Here is a 15328-nt window from a genome sequence, read left to right as displayed (position 1 = left end):
GTAAATATATACATTTCGGAAAGGGTGATTATTATGTCAGAAGCAGTTCTTAGAAATCAAGTCATTCAAAAGGCATGGGAAGATCCAAGTTTCAAGCAAAGACTACTCGCAGATCCAAAAGCAGCTCTCCAAGAAGCGCTAGGCGTAATCATTCCCGACAGCGTTACCTTGAAAGCCGTTGAAGAAGGTTCAAATGAATTCTATCTTGTAATCCCACCAAGTCCATCATCAGATGTATTGAAAGCAACCGCAGCACCACGCGGTTCTTGGTAAGACAGCAAGATTAACCTCATAGGGAGTAGGAATCATCCGGAGCTTCTGCCAATGGCAGTATGGTGATGGATTCGGTTCCTACTCCTTTTTTGCTTGTAAATCTTACTTCGCCATGCATAGCTTCTATGATACGAAAGGTGACCATCAAGCCTAATCCTGTTCCTTTATTTTTCTTCGTGAAATACGGTTCTCCGAGTCGGTGCAGAACATCAGCGTCCATTCCCTCCCCATTGTCCTTGATGTGAATAATCACTTTATCATCTTCGCCGTACACCGACATATAAATGAACCCTTCCTCCCTGAAAGATTCAATGCTGTTCTTGATAATGTTGATGAACGCCTGTTTAAACTTCGAGGAATTTCCTTTTACCCATAATGGACCGGATACATCCAGAATCATCTTTCCTCCATTGATGTGACAAAGAGGCTGCATAATGCTCTCAATATGCTTAAATTCATCATATAAATTCAGGCTAGAGATCGTCTCAAATTCCGGTTTAGCAAAGGTCAAAAAATCGGTAATTATATTAGATGCGCGATCAAGTTCGCTTAAGGCCATTGACATATAAATTTGTTCTTCGTTAACGGACTTCTCGCTAATCAGCTGAAGGAAGCCTCGAGTTACTTGTAGTGGGTTTCGCACTTCATGGGCTACGGATGCAGCAAGCTCGCTAATGATCTCCATTTTTTCTGAACGCTCCAATTCATTATTGAAACGCTCTAATTCTCTAGAATAATTAACAACCTGTTGATGGCTATAGGCCAATCTCCGCTCCAGAATTACGATCAAGGAAATAATGAAAACAACAAGCCCCCACTTCCACAAGAACAAATCATAGTTCCCTTTTTGGATGTAATACCATAGTAGCTCTGCAACTACTGTAAACGCAGCGATCCCAAATCCAATAGCAAAAACATCAGCATCTTTATTTCCTTTAAGTGAGAACATCACCACACATACGATTAATAGGATGAATTGGAGAATGAAGATGAACCCTATAATAGTGGTAGAAACAAAATAATAGAACTCAATATAACGATTATTCGATAGGAGATTGATAAAAAGACATAGGAAACAAAAAGAGGAGTAAAGGACTTGAAATTTACGGAATTTTTGAATGATACTGAACTTACCGCAACCGAATAACTTTTCAAATAAAAAGGTGAGGGCCGGTAAAAGTGAAAAAAGGGCTAAGTCCAAGCAGACATTGCTGATTGGTCCCAATTTACTGTAAAAGGTATAAATGAAGGGGGAGTAGGTTAATGAAAGGATGCCTGTAGACGCTATAACCACTGCTAATGAGGCAACACTGGAGAAATATTCTTTGTTTATGTAAAAGGCACTTATAAATAGAACGATGGCCACCAGAAAAAAAGCGCAGCCCAGAATCACATCGCTTAGTCCATTCTCAATATATTTATTTATTAATTGACTGTGTTCACCAATCACAACACTATCTTTAATTCCGATTCTGTCTTGCATCGTTGCTGTCCAGATATATAGTGTTTTCCCGTTATCTTCTTTACTTAAAGGCAACAGCAAAGAATAATTATCCTTGATATAATTACGATCTTCCTCGAAGATCAAACGGTCCTCCACATAAACCTTCACATCAAGAGCATATAAAGTATCGATATACACCGAAGGAGATACATATGTAAGATCAGGTAAGGCAATACGGGTCCAAGATGAGGATACCCCTGAAGGTAAATCTGGGATTCCCTTCTTAGAATCTACGTTCATCCAGCTTTGCTGGCCTTCACTCCACGGAACCTCTTTTTCTGTATTTCCTGTTTCAGGCCCCCATTTCATTTGCCACTTTGTAATTTCTTGAGATGAATATGGGTTTGCCGCCGATACAATAATAGAATCTAAACCTATCCAGAGGAAAGAAAGGATGATAACAATGTGGAGTATTTTAACCATCAAGCGCATATAGGCACCTCAGAAGGAAGTTTCAGAAACAATATTCTGTGTGTACTACTTCGCTCACTACACTACCCTTTCCTCCTAAAAAACGGAATAATCATAAATTTCTCCTAAATTTTTCTATACTTTGGTAACTTAATGATAATCTCCGTCCCTTCTCCCTTCTCACTTTGAAACTCCGTTGTCCCTTCCATCGCTTCAATAATTCGGAAGGTGACCATAAGTCCAAGCCCTGTTCCTTTTGTTTTATTAGAGTAATAAGGCTCACCCAATCGGGCTAGTTCACTTCCATTCATCCCTTCCCCGTTATCACGTACACTGATCATTACATGAGCTCCGAATTCCCAGGCTGTAACTCTAATCAGTCCATTATCCTGCAAAGCTTCGATGCTATTTTTTATAATATTAATAAAGGCTTGTTTGAATTTGGCAGATGACCCAATTACGCAGAGATCTGACTGTAGGTTGAGTTCAATCACTCCCCCTTGTAAATTGGCAAGCGGAGAAAGAATACCAGAAACATGGCGTAACTCTTCGGATACATCAAGCCTTTCAATAGTCTCCAAGCCCGGCTTAGCAAAGGTAAGGAAGTCTGAAATAATAACTGTGGCTCTATCCAGTTCTGCGATGGCCATCTGCATATATTCCCTCTCCTTATGATCTGACCGTTCCCCTAGGATCTGAAGGAAACCACGGGTCACCTGCAAGGGATTTCGTACCTCATGCGCTACAGAAGCCGCTAATTCACTAATAATCTCCATCTTCTCGGAGCGCTGCAAATCATTATTGAACTTCTCAAGCCTACGAGAATATTCAACGAGTTGTTCATGGTTTCTCGTAAACCTTCTCCCTAGAATGACGATTAAAGATAATACGAAAAACATCAACCCCCACTTCCACCAATATAATTGATAGGATTCTCTGGATATGTAGTACACGACCAATTCAGTAAGAGATACAAAGGAAAATATAGTAAACCCTGTAGTGAAAACAATGGCATCTGCATTACCGCGATAAGTATGAATAAACGCCAAGCTTACCAATAATATAAATTGCAAAATCATAAAGATGCCTAGAACGTTAGTTGTCATAAATCTATAAAAGTCTTCCAGCTGATACGACAGAAGGATATTAACAACCATTAGAGAAAAACAGAATATAGAATAAACCATTTGAAATTTACGGAATCGGGTGACGATTTGTTTTTTCCCTGAACCGAAAATTTTCTCAAAATAAAATGTTAAGGATGGTAATAAGGTATACAAAGCTAAATCAAAAAATACAAGCACGATTTTCCCATAATCACCGAGGACGATCGGCAAGAACGAAGAATACGTAACCACTATTACTCCAATGGATAAAAGAATTAGCACCAGTAAAAATCCGTCTGTAAAAAATCCTTTTCTCATGAATAGCGAGCAAATCAAGAGCACAATAGCTACAAAGATAAACGTCGTCCCAATGATGATATCCAGTAAGCCCTGCTTCACATAAATGGACAACAACGTACTATAACGATCTACTCTAATTTCGCCTTCAATCCCTAAATCCTTGCTTCCTCCCTGGGTCCATATGTATAGTTTTTGCCCTCCATCTTCTTTGGATAGAGGAATTAGAATTTTGCTGCCGTTGAAATTATACTTATCCTCAGAATCGTATACTAACGCGTTATTCAGATAAGCCTTAACGCTATTTCCATATATCTTATTAATGAACAATGCTGATTTGTCACTTAATTGCGGCAAAGAAAACCGGAGCCACGCTGAGGATACACCTCTTGGTGTCTCTGGTTTATTATCTTGAGGCGTTACGCGAATCCATTCATCATCTGAAGCTGCTACAGCTTCTTCGACAGTCTCTACTTCAGTATTTCCAAATCTAATTTCCCAACACGGCAGCGCAGAGTCTGATGATCCAGCACTCACTATCGCCGCACCGTAAGGCACTATTGCTGTTAGCAATAGAAATAATAGCAAAGTAGCCGCTATCTTTGGTTTTGGCAACTTCATCGTAGCACCTCAGTAATTCATTAGTTGTTTAAATGATCATATATGATTCTTAATTTCGACAACGTTCGCACTATTCCTGCCTATTCTTGTAAATTTTCTCGAAAAAAGACGTTATTTATCAGCGTTAATTCCCTGATTATTTGTAAAACGATTCGATCATAGGCATTCGGGTAAAGATACATAAGAGAAGTCCAAATCTTATCCTACTGAGGGAGTGAACGGCTATGGAAGATACACCTAATAAAACTGAAGCCGATTTTGTATATGAGCGTTATATACAAGCAGATATTGATGTAGATGATGTTGTCAATGAAGATGCCGACCCCGTGTTGGTTGGAGATAAATATTTGGCGGCGGATATTGGTTTAAACCAACCTGAGGAAACACTCGAAAGAAATGACTTACTGGAATCCGATGCATTCCTGGCTGCTGAAACGGCAGGACTAACAAGCAGGGATATGGATGATGCTGAGGACGAGGAGCTACTAGAGATGGAAGAGGAGGATCCGCCACTGGAGGATATTCCCGATGCAGATGAGGTGTATCCTGGATCCATCATCGATCCTGCTTCACCGCCAGTGGATGGCATGCCCGGAACAGACGTCTTAAACGGATCACATGGAGATTAGAATAAATAAAGCCGCCGGGCTAGAATCCGGCGGCTTTATTTGTTTTTCAATACAAGTGCTGACCTCAGTAAGGGTTACTATTGAAGCACTATGGTTATTCTGCTGAACGTGCTGCTGCGATTTGTGCATCCAGCTTGCGGGTCTTCACCAATACCGCTGCTACAAGCAGCATCACCCCATTGATTACAAACACCCAACGAATCTGGATAAATGCCCCAAGTAAGCCGCCTATAATAGGCCCGGCCATTGTCGCGAGTTGAGATGCCGCTTGATTGAGACCAAAAGCACGTCCACGAAATCCGGGCTCAATCACTTGTACAATCATTGCATTTACAGATGGAAGTACACCGGCATAAAACAAGCCATAAGCAAAACGAAGAACGGCGAATTCCACATAACCTGTAACAAAGAACTGCAGAATATTACCGATACCTCCACCAATTAAACCAATGAACAAGATCATTCCAAAGCCCTTACGGCTTCCGATTCTACCCCACTGCGGAGCCATTAGCACAGTAGCAATACCCACAGCAGAGAATACAATTCCTGAGCTAAGCGAGGCTCTGCTTTTGGCGATTCCCATGTCTAGCAAATGTATCGGAATAAGCGGCTCCAGAATCATAACTGAAAAGGTGCTAATCCCCGCCAACAATAGCAAAGTCATAAATGCGCGATTACTTCTCGCTTCCTTGATATCATCACTTACATGGGATCTCGGAGCAGATCGATCAAAGTTCTCCTCCTTAGCAAAGAAAGTAGCGATAAGTGCCGAAACAAGCACAATACCTGCTGAGAATAAAAAAGCAACCCGATTGCTAGTGTAAAAACTCACTAAACCGCCGATCAACGGACCAATGATACTACCTGTTGCTCCGGCCGTAGACATAATACTCAGCGCGTATCCTGTCTTATCTTCAGGAGTGTTCGTGGCCACCATGGCAATCGCAGCGGGAACAAATCCAGCGAGCAGCCCTTGCAGTACGCGCACGATTAGAAAGACATAAGGATCATGCACGAAGTAATTAATCAGATATAAGGCTGCCAAACTAAAGCCCGAGCGAATAAGCATCGGCTTCCGACCGTATTTGTCGGCGAGGGAACCCCAGTAGGGAGAAATTAAAGCGCTGGCTAGAAAGGTTATGCCAAAACTAACCCCAGACCAAATTTCCAAATGATTCGTAACCCCAAGCTCGTCACTCAAAAAAATAGAGAGGAACGGAATAGAGATCGAATACGCCGTACTACAAAAAAAGACACCCACCCAAAGCACGATTAAGTTCCGTTTCCATGAAAAGCGCATGATCTACACATCCTTTCTTGATGTTCTCGCGGAAACATTCCTATTATTGTAAACCTCTTTTAAGAATGTGCCAATCCCACAAGTCACAACTGACCTTTGCATGTAAAGGGACAAAGAGGTTATTATGAGAAGTACCTACGAGATTATTCAAGAAAAAGGAGAGATTGATTAGTGAAGTTTACAAGAGCAAGATCTGCTATCCTAATGGTCATGTTATGCCTGGTGATGGTTATTGCAGCGGGTTGCGGGAATAAGCCTACCAATAACAATGCCAGCAGTAATAATGGAAGCAGCAGCGGAGCAGCAGGAAATAACACAAGCACTGAGACAAATTCCGGGGCTAACGAAGGACTTCCTTCAGCTACAGCAAGCCACCCCATAGTGACCATTGAGATGGATAACGGTGGCATCATCAAAGCCGAGCTTTATCCTGAAGTTGCCCCTAACACTGTGAACAATTTCATCTCACTGATTCAAAAAGGATTTTATGACGGCACCATATTCCATAGAGTAATTCCTGACTTCATGATTCAGGGCGGTGACCCTGATGGTACAGGTATGGGTGGCCCAGGGTATAGTATCGCTGGAGAATTCTCCGGAAACGGGTTTACTAATAACTTGTTGCATACAGAGGGCGTTCTGTCCATGGCAAGATCACAGGCTCCAGATTCTGCCGGTTCCCAGTTCTTTATTATGGATGCAGCGTATCCAAGTTTAGATGGAAGCTATGCTGCTTTTGGTAAAGTTACCGAAGGCATGGACGTGGTTAAAGCTATTGTTGGTTTGAAAACAGACAGTTCAGATCGTCCGGAAGAGCCACCGGTGATGAAGAAAGTAACCGTCGACACACTGGGCGTCACTTACCCGGAACCACAAAAGGTACAATAACGAGCAAAAACGCCTTCGGCGTCCTTAACGGACGGTAAACGTTTATGCGAGAAAAAATATAAGGATAATATATAGCGTGAAACTTATAAATTCTTATATTTAAAAAAACTCGGTATGCTCCCATCCGGAATGTGATTCGGAGGGACTACCGAGTTTTTTTTGAAAATATAAGCTTACCGTCCTTTAGGGACGACAATGGCGCTTTTATGTGAAAAGACTAATTTAAGTACCTATGCAACTTATCCCCGTAGTGATCTTCTGCTAAGAGCATGTTGGCCGTTACGCAGGAAAGTACTACGAGTATTTCTTAATAAGGATATCCGTTCCTCTGCAAGCTGATTTGCCGCGACAGAAGTTGGAATCCCATTTAGACGTGAGATTTCCAGTACGCGGGTGATGTTATCATAAATTTTCGAAACCTGCTTAAACGCACGCTCCCTATTATAACCGTTCAACTCATCCGCGATATTAATAACGCCACCGGCATTAATCACATAGTCAGGAGCATACACAATGCCCATTTCATGAAGAGTATCGCCGTGATAGGCCTCTTTTAACTGATTGTTGGCCGCACCTGCGATTACCTTCGCCTTAATTACCCGAAGAGACTCATCATTGATCGTTGCTCCGAGTGCGCATGGAGCATAAATATCACAATCTGCACTGATAATATCTGCGGGATCGACGGCTTTAGCACCATAAGCCTCTACCGCGCGCGCCACAGCTTCTTTATGAATATCGGTTACAATAAGCTGAGCGCCCTCTTCATGAAGGTGCTTGCAGAGTGAAAAAGCTACATTTCCAACGCCTTGAACAGCGACAGTCTTCCCTTCGAGTGAATCATTGCCAAATGCCGCTTTGGCCGCTGCCTTCATCCCTTGGTATACGCCATAAGCCGTAGCTGGTGACGGATTGCCCGAGGAGCCGTATGTAGGTGATGTACCTGTAACATAATCTGTCTCCTGATAGATTATGTTCATATCTTCTTCTGTTGTGCCAACATCTTCGGCAGTTATATAGCGTCCATTCAAGCCCTGTATGTATCTTCCGAAAGCACGGAACATCGCTTCGTTCTTATCCTTCTTGGGGTCTCCTATGATTACTGTCTTCCCACCGCCTAAGTTCAGACCCGATACTGCATTTTTGTATGTCATTCCTTTTGCTAATCGAAGTGCGTCAACAATTGCATCCTCTTCTGTAGCGTAGGTCCACATCCGTGTACCACCCAGTGCGGGCCCCAGTGTTGTGTCATGAATGGCAATGATAGCCTTTAACCCTGATGCTTTATCCTGACAAAACAACAGTTCTTCGTAATCGTCCCGCTCCAATGCTGCAAACAATTCCATTCTTAATATCCCCTGTCTTTTTGTTATATTCCACATGTTGGTGATTACTCTTACCTCTCAAAGTATTGTAGCAGAATGCGTCGTAAAACAAAAAGAACCGCGTCACCCTCATAACTTCTAATGGATGACGCGGCTCTTATATGAATGCTACTGCACAGAATAGAGTGCAAGGGTCAGCATGCGTTACAGCTTAGCAATGGTTTCTGTAAGAACAGGTACGATTTGCGATTTGCGGGATACTACACCTTTGAGAAGTGCCTTATTGTCATCAAGCTTCACGTTGTACGCCTGTTCTACTGCTCCTGCAACACGGCCCAGAGCCAGACCTACGGAATCGTTATTGAGGATATCTGTAACTACGAACAGGAACAGATCCAATTCTTTTTCAGCAATAATGGAAGTAAGTGCAGTTTCCAGTTCGGCTTGCTTGGAGAGAACATCATTAACATCCACCGCGTTTACTTGTGCGATTTCTACTTTGTATTCACCCATTTTAAATTCCTTTGCATCCAAGGAAATCAGTTGAGCGATACTCTTGTCGCTAAGGTCTGCGCCAGCCTTCAGCATATCAAGACCGTAGCTTTCTGCATCTACACCAGCGATTTCAGCAAGCTCGCGTGCTGCTGCTACATCTTCCGCTGTGCATGTCGGTGATTTAAACAACAAGGAATCGGAAATGATGGCAGACAGCATCAATCCAGCGATTTCTTTAGGGATAGCAACTCCGTTTTCTTTATACAACTTGTTAAGAATAGTAGCTGTACAGCCTACTGGCTCAGCACGATAGTACAACGGATGTGCAGTTTCAAAGTTTGCGATCCGGTGATGGTCGATAACTTCAACCACACGTACTTGATCAATGTCATTCGCACTTTGTTGGCGTTCGTTATGGTCAACAAGAATAACCTGATTGGCTTCACCAGCTACGTTCTCTACCAGACGAGGAGCAGCGACTCCGAAATGATCAAGCGCAAATTGCGTTTCACCACTAACGTCGCCCAGACGAACGGCCTCAGCATCCCAACCCAATTCCTTTTTGAGTGCAGCATAAGCAATTGCAGAACAAATGGTATCCGTATCCGGATTTTTGTGTCCAAAAACCAAAGTTTTTTCCATTTCCAATCTCCTTACTATGTTTTAGTGAGATTAATATACCATACATTGATAGCGGCTTCCAGATTGTCCAGTTTGAAAAAATGCTTTATGACCATTCTAAGGCTGTTCACGTCTAGTCTTTGGAAGCGGATCTGGTTTGGTTTCACCATGCAGCGGTTCATTGTCCGAGAAAAGATCTGGATTTTCCTTCAACATCTGACTCAGAATATTCGTAGTTTCTACCGTCCCGCATACCCTAACCAGCGCATCTCCAAATTTCCCCTTTCGCATGGCACCACCTTCCTCAAGCTCGCGTTCCACTTTCCAAAAATGCTCCGACCAAGAGAGACCACAATGTCTGCGGGAAGGCACCATGATTTCATCTCCATCCGGTGTCACCGTGTATAACTCCTCATGACTATCCGTCATTCTACCTGGAATATCGACCCACTCTTCAATGCCATGAATGAACGTATTCCGCCGCAGATCAACGCCCAGCAGTACAATTTCCGCCTTCCGATCAAGCAGCTTGCCCCATGCTGAGCCACGGGCACACGGCGTATCCCAGCGTTCATCCCCCGTAGTGAACTGCTCAGCATCTGCACCTAAAGCCGCTACAGAATGTGTCGGATGCCAAGAGCGAATGACATCAGGACGTTTACGAAACAGTTCCGGTAATATACCTACACAAGATGGGGAATCTAGAACTGAGAACCGCGGATTATCCGCATTAATATAAGCCCATGTATGAGTTGGCAATACGAGCAGTCCGTCCTTCATATATTCACTGAGTACATCCAGTACTGTGTTCGCACCTCCATCTACTTCGCCAACGCTTTTTAATGAAGAGTGGACCAGAATGGTTCCGTGTGGATCAAGCTTCAGCTCCTGCAATTGTTTCATCAAGCTAGTTGTTGTGTGCATTGTACGCTCTCCTTATGTATGGATTAGATTTTGCGATTCATAAATATAAACTTGCAATTGTTTTAATTTACTATTAAAATTATAGTAACTTAATAATATTCACTAATTATTGAACGATCACAATATAACTTGCTCACATTCAGCATTTACACGGAGGTAATTTCACATGACTTTAACATTAAAAGGACTGCACCACGTATCCGCAATTACAGGCAAAGCGCAGGAAAACTTCAAGTTCTACACCGAAATCCTTGGACTGCGTCTCATTAAAAAGACAGTAAATCAGGATGATATTTCAGTGTACCATTTATTCTATGGTGATGAGAAGGGTAATCCCGGAACCGAATTAACTTTCTTCGAACTCCCGATGGCGGGTCGCAACCGTGAAGGTAATAACAGCATCTCCGCGCTCTCTCTTCGAGTACCGAGCGATGCCGCACTTACCTATTGGGAGCAACGCTTCACTGAGCTTAACGTAGAGCACGGAACGATTCAAACACTCGGCGGTCGCCAGACTTTATCCTTCCGCGATCACGAAGGGCAACGTTTCATTCTCGTATCTGACGAAAATGATTACGGTGTAGCCGGCGGAACGCCTTGGGCCAAAAGCCCAGTACCTGCTGAGTACGGGATTATCGGTCTAGGTCCCGCACATCTTACTGTTGAAAGTGCAGAGCATACAGCGGTTGTACTGGAGCAATTGCTTGGCTTCCGCCGCAAAGGCACTTATCCTTCAAGCGTAGCGGGCCAGCCAGATGTGCTCGTATTCGAGACTGGAGAAGGCGGATCGGGCGCAGAAGTTCACCTGGAGGAACGTAATGATCTAGATCAGGAGCATTTAGGACGAGGTGGTGTGCACCATGTCGCATTCCGCGTGGATAATGAGGAGGAATTGAAGCAATGGGTCGAACATATACGCACAGCTCAGCTTCCTAACTCCGGATTCGTGGATCGTTTCTACTTCCGCTCCCTTTATTTCCGTGAGCCTAACGGTATTCTTTTTGAACTGGCTACTGACGGACCTGGTTTTGCTACTGATGAACCGATGGAAAGCCTTGGCGAATCCCTTGCCTTGCCACCTTTTCTTGAATCCAAACGTGAGCAAATCGAAGCTTATCTTAAACCGCTGAATACTCGGCAGTAAGATTCTTCAGTTCGTTTAACAAAAGGTGTGAGTCGCTTATGCGCTCACACCTTATTTTTCATTAATGATTAGCCATCTTCCCTACAATGTCTAATAGCTCCGACAGATCTCGAATTTCATATTTCGGTTGAACAGCCGATGTGTTCTCTTTACCCAACGGGTTAAACCAGCAAGTATCGATCCCATAATTGATTCCGCCTTGGATATCAGAGGTTAAGGAGTCACCAACAATCAGCACTTTTTCCTTATCCGAAATCCCCAATTTAGCAAAAGCATAATCAAAAATCCCTGTCTCCGGCTTCTGACAGCCAGCCTCCTCAGAAATAATGATCTGCTCAAATGTTTCACTAAGCGGCGAACCTTGAATTCTGGAGGTTTGCACTTCTTTAATTCCGTTCGTGATGATTGCTAATCGGCAGTCCGCAAGTTCCCCGCACAGCTCAATCGCTCCCTGAATCAGAAAAGTTCCCTCGCCTAAGAAACGTAGATAGGCTTCACTAAAAGCCTCAGGATTCAGCTCCAGCGCATTTGCAGCAAATAACCGATTGAACCGTTCCACACGTAATGCCGCCGAACTAATCTTCCCTTGCTCCAAATCCCGCCACAGCGCATGGTTGATCTCCTGATAACTGGCAGCATAGTCCTTAGCACCTGTTGGCAAACCAAAGTGTAAGAATGCGTTAGATAGTGCGTGGCTTTCTGCCATTCCGTAATCAAACAGTGTATCATCAGCATCGAATAAAATAACGTCGTATTTCATACAATATCCCCCAAAACTCTTTTCTCAAAAAGGTACTACAGTGATACAATCAAGTCAACTTATCAGCCAGACGACAAAAATTTACTTTTTTAAGGTAGTTTTAAGCGAACTGTGTTATTTTAAAAAGAAAACGGTGGTGAGCGTCATATTATACGTTTTATCGTTTCTAATGTCTTTTTCTATCGTATACTTTCTAATTCCGCCGCTCGGCAGACTGGCTTTCCGGCTTGATTTTGTGGACAAGCCTCGTCAAGACGTTGAGCGTAAAATCCATAGAGAACCTATACCGCTAACGGCCAGTTACGCCATATTCATCGGATTCTTTATCACTTATCTGGTATTTGCCCGTGAATTCTCCATGGAGACCGTCGCACTGTTTGCAGGAGGCGTGCTGCTGCTAACCATAGGTACCATAGATGACTGGTACAAAACAAAAGGTAAAGATTTCCCGGCACTGCCAAAAATGATTGTTCAGGTTAGTGCGGCTGTCCTTGTATATCTTTCTGGCAACGCATTTACAGGCTTCTACAACCCCTTCTCAGGGGATTATATCGTTCTACCCGTAGTATTACAGTTTCTGCTGACGATTATCTGGATCTTTGGCGTAACCACTGTCATTAATTTCTCGGACGGCATGGATGGTTTGGCTGGTGCTTTGACTGCTATTTCAGCTATAACACTATTTATTGTCGCATTAACTAAGGGGCAATCCTCTTCTGCGATTATGGCGATTGCACTCGTCGGCGTTACCATTGCTTATCTACGCTATAATAAACCGCCTGCCAAAATCTTTATGGGCGACGCCGGGGCAACCTTCCTCGGTTTCATTCTTGCGGTAATAGCACTCGACGGCGCGTTTAAGCAAGCCACAGCCCTGTCGCTATTCATCCCGATTCTGGCGCTGGGCGTTCCGATCTTCGACAATATTTTTGTCGTCGTCAAGCGCTTTATCCAAGGCAAGTCTATTTATCAGGCTGATGCTACCCAGGCTCATTACCGCCTGCTCCGTGCAGGTCTGAGCCAGAAGCAAGTCGTTGCCGTGTTATGCTTGATCAGCGTTTGTCTATCTTTATCCTCTATCATTCTGTTGTTGATCGAGACTTGATGTATTGTTAGCGAAGGAATATCGTTATAAGCAAAGTATCATCAAGAAGGCCATTGAAGGAATAAAAACGAGCAAGTTTCCAGTATGGAGACTTGCTCGTTTCTTGTTTGAAGCTATTTGAAGGTTCCGGATTATTAAGGTCCTCAGGATCTAAGTTGGGCTGTGGTGCGCACGCCGATCTAACCAAGCTTGGGGCTATCTGACCCAGGAGGCGTTATTCGTCGACGATTCCCTTCCTATAACGACACCTGAGTACGTTAGCTACACTCGCAAAGTCTCAATTCAATGATTCCACTAATCGCACCTCTACTTAGTTCACTAATCAATGTTCTCTTCAGTGTATCTACTCATATCCCAAATTTAACTCCCTGCCTACGCATCCAAACACATCACATCATCTCAGATGTCACTTTCTTGCGTAAACTCAGCCAATCTACTGTAAATGCCAATGATCTCATCCATCGGCATTCTAACCAATCCACTGGAAGAGGGGGCGACGAATTCACGTACACCATCTACCGTAGGAGACACATCTCCTTGGAATCCCCAATCGACTTTTTTCCTCCGGCTAAACTCTGTATATACACCTTTTCCAACGAAGCAAGCCACCTGTGGGCGATATAACTCCAGCTTGGAGCGAAGTAATTCGCGGCCCTCATTATATTCCTCACGAGTAATATCATCGATTCCGCGTGTAGGCCTAGCAACAATGTTCGTAAAACCATAACCCAGCTTAAGCAGCTCCCCGTCCTCAGAAGCGTCGTACAACCGAGGCGTAAGTCCCGACTGATGCAAGATTCTCCAGAAATTGTTACGCGGATTTGCGTAGTGATGCCCCACTTCACCTGAGCGGATACTCGGGTTAAAACCTATAAATACGATCTGTAGTCCGTGATCTAAATGATCTGGAATTTCATCCATGTGATTTTACCTCCTACCAAACGACGTTCTTATTTCGCTATTGGGTGTAAACACTAAGACAGGAAGGCGGAACTGGTTCCGCCAGCCAGACCTCATTGCCTGCATAATAAAAGGTTACACCCATTTGACCAGCGCTAATCGTATCAACTGTCAGCAGAATCAATTTCCCTCTACGACTTCCAGCCAGACTGGCAAAATGAGTCCCTTCGGACAAATGAACATACTGCCGTCCCATTGGTCGGAGTCCTTCCTCCATAATGACAGGAAGCGCACCAGAATGGGTTCCGTGATATAGCGTAGGTGGAGGAGTCCCCGGCTCATAAGTGATTTTCGTATGGCTATGCCCATACCGCGCTTTGATTCGTTCACCTTCAATTTCAAACCGTTGCTTCTCACAGCCTGCAACCACTTGCCGAATATCTCCCGCAGTTACCTCAGACCATCTAGGAGACTTCACAAGCACGGACATCAATTCGTCTAACGTACAGGAACCATCCTCAGGGTCCAAAATAAGGCCATACTGCTCTGGAGTATGCCGGAGCAATTTAGTCATAAATTTACTTAACGACACTTCTGTAGCGTTGCTCAACATTATATTACCACCTCTATTCACAACTCATTTCTATTCTTCTACAGCCGCATTCCGGAGCTTCTCCTCCATTTCCATTATCCACGAGGTAACATCTCGCCCTGATCTTTCAGCCTCACGCAGCTTTCCCAATAGATGTTCCCGATCTAGTAAAGCAGCTTCAGCGACATGGGCATTTTGGGAGGAAATCAGCTCGCGTGCTTTCAAGTTACACGGTACGATCTCCGCGTCTAGGAGCAGCAAATCGGTGTTATTGTTCGCAAAATAATTCGCCGTACGAGATCTTCGTTCATCCTGCGTAACACTTCCGATTCAGTATCCCTATCAAAAAAAGCTCGGCCTGTACGTGTATAAATCGTGCCTAGCGTCGGTCTGCCCATATGTTTTTTCTCCGCAATCATTGCCTTAACAACCT

Annotated in this window: 14 protein-coding genes and 1 pseudogene; 5 read left to right on the top strand and 10 right to left on the bottom strand. The window is 43.7% G+C overall.

The annotated features are described in order from the left end of the window. The first annotated feature begins 33 nt into the window (after window positions 1-33). Complete coding sequence (locus ACN6MV_RS04905; RefSeq protein WP_170880314.1) at window positions 34-273, top strand: NHLP leader peptide family RiPP precursor; 240 nt, start codon at window positions 34-36, stop codon at window positions 271-273. 16 nt (window positions 274-289) lie between these two features. Here ACN6MV_RS04905 and ACN6MV_RS04900 read toward each other — a convergent pair whose 3' ends face one another. Then, window positions 290-2200 (bottom strand): ATP-binding protein, encoded by a 1911-nt coding sequence (locus ACN6MV_RS04900; protein WP_419886715.1) that lies wholly within the window; start codon window positions 2198-2200, stop codon window positions 290-292. Between the two features lie 113 nt (window positions 2201-2313). Next, the gene (locus ACN6MV_RS04895) at window positions 2314-4212 is read right to left on the bottom strand and encodes an ATP-binding protein (protein ID WP_419885828.1); all 1899 of its coding nucleotides are present in this window, start codon (window positions 4210-4212) and stop codon (window positions 2314-2316) included. 224 nt (window positions 4213-4436) lie between these two features. Here ACN6MV_RS04895 and ACN6MV_RS04890 point away from each other — a divergent pair, with 224 nt between their 5' ends. Beyond that, window positions 4437-4841 carry a hypothetical protein gene (locus tag ACN6MV_RS04890; protein ID WP_042124412.1) on the top strand — a complete coding sequence of 135 codons (405 nt, stop codon included), beginning with the start codon at window positions 4437-4439 and terminating at the stop codon, window positions 4839-4841. Window positions 4842-4935: 94 nt separating this feature from the next. Here ACN6MV_RS04890 and ACN6MV_RS04885 read toward each other — a convergent pair whose 3' ends face one another. Next, the gene (locus ACN6MV_RS04885; protein WP_042124410.1) at window positions 4936-6141 is read right to left on the bottom strand and encodes an MFS transporter; all 1206 of its coding nucleotides are present in this window, start codon (window positions 6139-6141) and stop codon (window positions 4936-4938) included. A 204-nt stretch (window positions 6142-6345) separates the two neighbouring features. Between ACN6MV_RS04885 and ACN6MV_RS04880 the strand changes: the two genes are divergently transcribed. Beyond that, window positions 6346-7029 carry a peptidylprolyl isomerase gene (locus tag ACN6MV_RS04880; RefSeq protein WP_042131856.1) on the top strand — a complete coding sequence of 228 codons (684 nt, stop codon included), beginning with the start codon at window positions 6346-6348 and terminating at the stop codon, window positions 7027-7029. Window positions 7030-7268: 239 nt separating this feature from the next. Here the strand turns inward: ACN6MV_RS04880 and ACN6MV_RS04875 are convergent, their stop codons facing one another. The 3 genes from ACN6MV_RS04875 to ACN6MV_RS04865 all read right to left on the bottom strand — a co-directional run bounded on the left by ACN6MV_RS04875 (window position 7269) and on the right by ACN6MV_RS04865 (window position 10394). Then, window positions 7269-8375 carry a Glu/Leu/Phe/Val family dehydrogenase gene (locus ACN6MV_RS04875; RefSeq protein WP_419885827.1) on the bottom strand — a complete coding sequence of 369 codons (1107 nt, stop codon included), beginning with the start codon at window positions 8373-8375 and terminating at the stop codon, window positions 7269-7271. A gap of 183 nt (window positions 8376-8558) precedes the next feature. Beyond that, window positions 8559-9491: a manganese-dependent inorganic pyrophosphatase gene (locus ACN6MV_RS04870; protein ID WP_042124406.1), complete on the bottom strand. Its 933-nt coding sequence runs from the start codon at window positions 9489-9491 to the stop codon at window positions 8559-8561. A 96-nt stretch (window positions 9492-9587) separates the two neighbouring features. After that, entirely contained in the window at window positions 9588-10394 is an 807-nt protein-coding gene (locus ACN6MV_RS04865) for an AAC(3) family N-acetyltransferase (RefSeq protein WP_076119854.1), read from the bottom strand. Window positions 10395-10560: 166 nt separating this feature from the next. On the opposite strand from ACN6MV_RS04865, the gene ACN6MV_RS04860 reads away from it, so the two are divergent. Then, window positions 10561-11538, top strand: a complete 978-nt coding sequence (locus tag ACN6MV_RS04860; protein WP_419885826.1) for a ring-cleaving dioxygenase — start codon at window positions 10561-10563, stop codon at window positions 11536-11538. A gap of 61 nt (window positions 11539-11599) precedes the next feature. Here ACN6MV_RS04860 and ACN6MV_RS04855 read toward each other — a convergent pair whose 3' ends face one another. Then, window positions 11600-12298 carry a YjjG family noncanonical pyrimidine nucleotidase gene (locus tag ACN6MV_RS04855; RefSeq protein ID WP_419885825.1) on the bottom strand — a complete coding sequence of 233 codons (699 nt, stop codon included), beginning with the start codon at window positions 12296-12298 and terminating at the stop codon, window positions 11600-11602. A gap of 169 nt (window positions 12299-12467) precedes the next feature. On the opposite strand from ACN6MV_RS04855, the gene ACN6MV_RS04850 reads away from it, so the two are divergent. Further along, on the top strand, window positions 12468-13403 hold the full coding sequence (locus tag ACN6MV_RS04850; RefSeq protein WP_042124401.1) for an MraY family glycosyltransferase: 936 nt from the start codon (window positions 12468-12470) through the stop codon (window positions 13401-13403). Window positions 13404-13802: 399 nt separating this feature from the next. Here ACN6MV_RS04850 and ACN6MV_RS04845 read toward each other — a convergent pair whose 3' ends face one another. The 3 genes and pseudogenes from ACN6MV_RS04845 to ACN6MV_RS04835 all read right to left on the bottom strand — a co-directional run bounded on the left by ACN6MV_RS04845 (window position 13803) and on the right by ACN6MV_RS04835 (window position 15293). Next, on the bottom strand, window positions 13803-14324 hold the full coding sequence (locus ACN6MV_RS04845) for a mismatch-specific DNA-glycosylase (protein WP_042124400.1): 522 nt from the start codon (window positions 14322-14324) through the stop codon (window positions 13803-13805). A gap of 37 nt (window positions 14325-14361) precedes the next feature. Beyond that, on the bottom strand, window positions 14362-14916 hold the full coding sequence (locus ACN6MV_RS04840) for an RNA 2'-phosphotransferase (protein ID WP_419885824.1): 555 nt from the start codon (window positions 14914-14916) through the stop codon (window positions 14362-14364). A gap of 30 nt (window positions 14917-14946) precedes the next feature. Further along, window positions 14947-15293 (bottom strand): annotated as a pseudogene (locus ACN6MV_RS04835) (hypothetical protein). Window positions 15294-15328 lie beyond the last annotated feature (35 nt).

It is taken from the genome of Paenibacillus sp. B-A-8 (assembly GCF_048572915.1).
Taxonomy (GTDB): domain Bacteria; phylum Bacillota; class Bacilli; order Paenibacillales; family Paenibacillaceae; genus Paenibacillus_AQ.
This window is presented reverse-complemented; position numbering and strand designations above follow the sequence as displayed.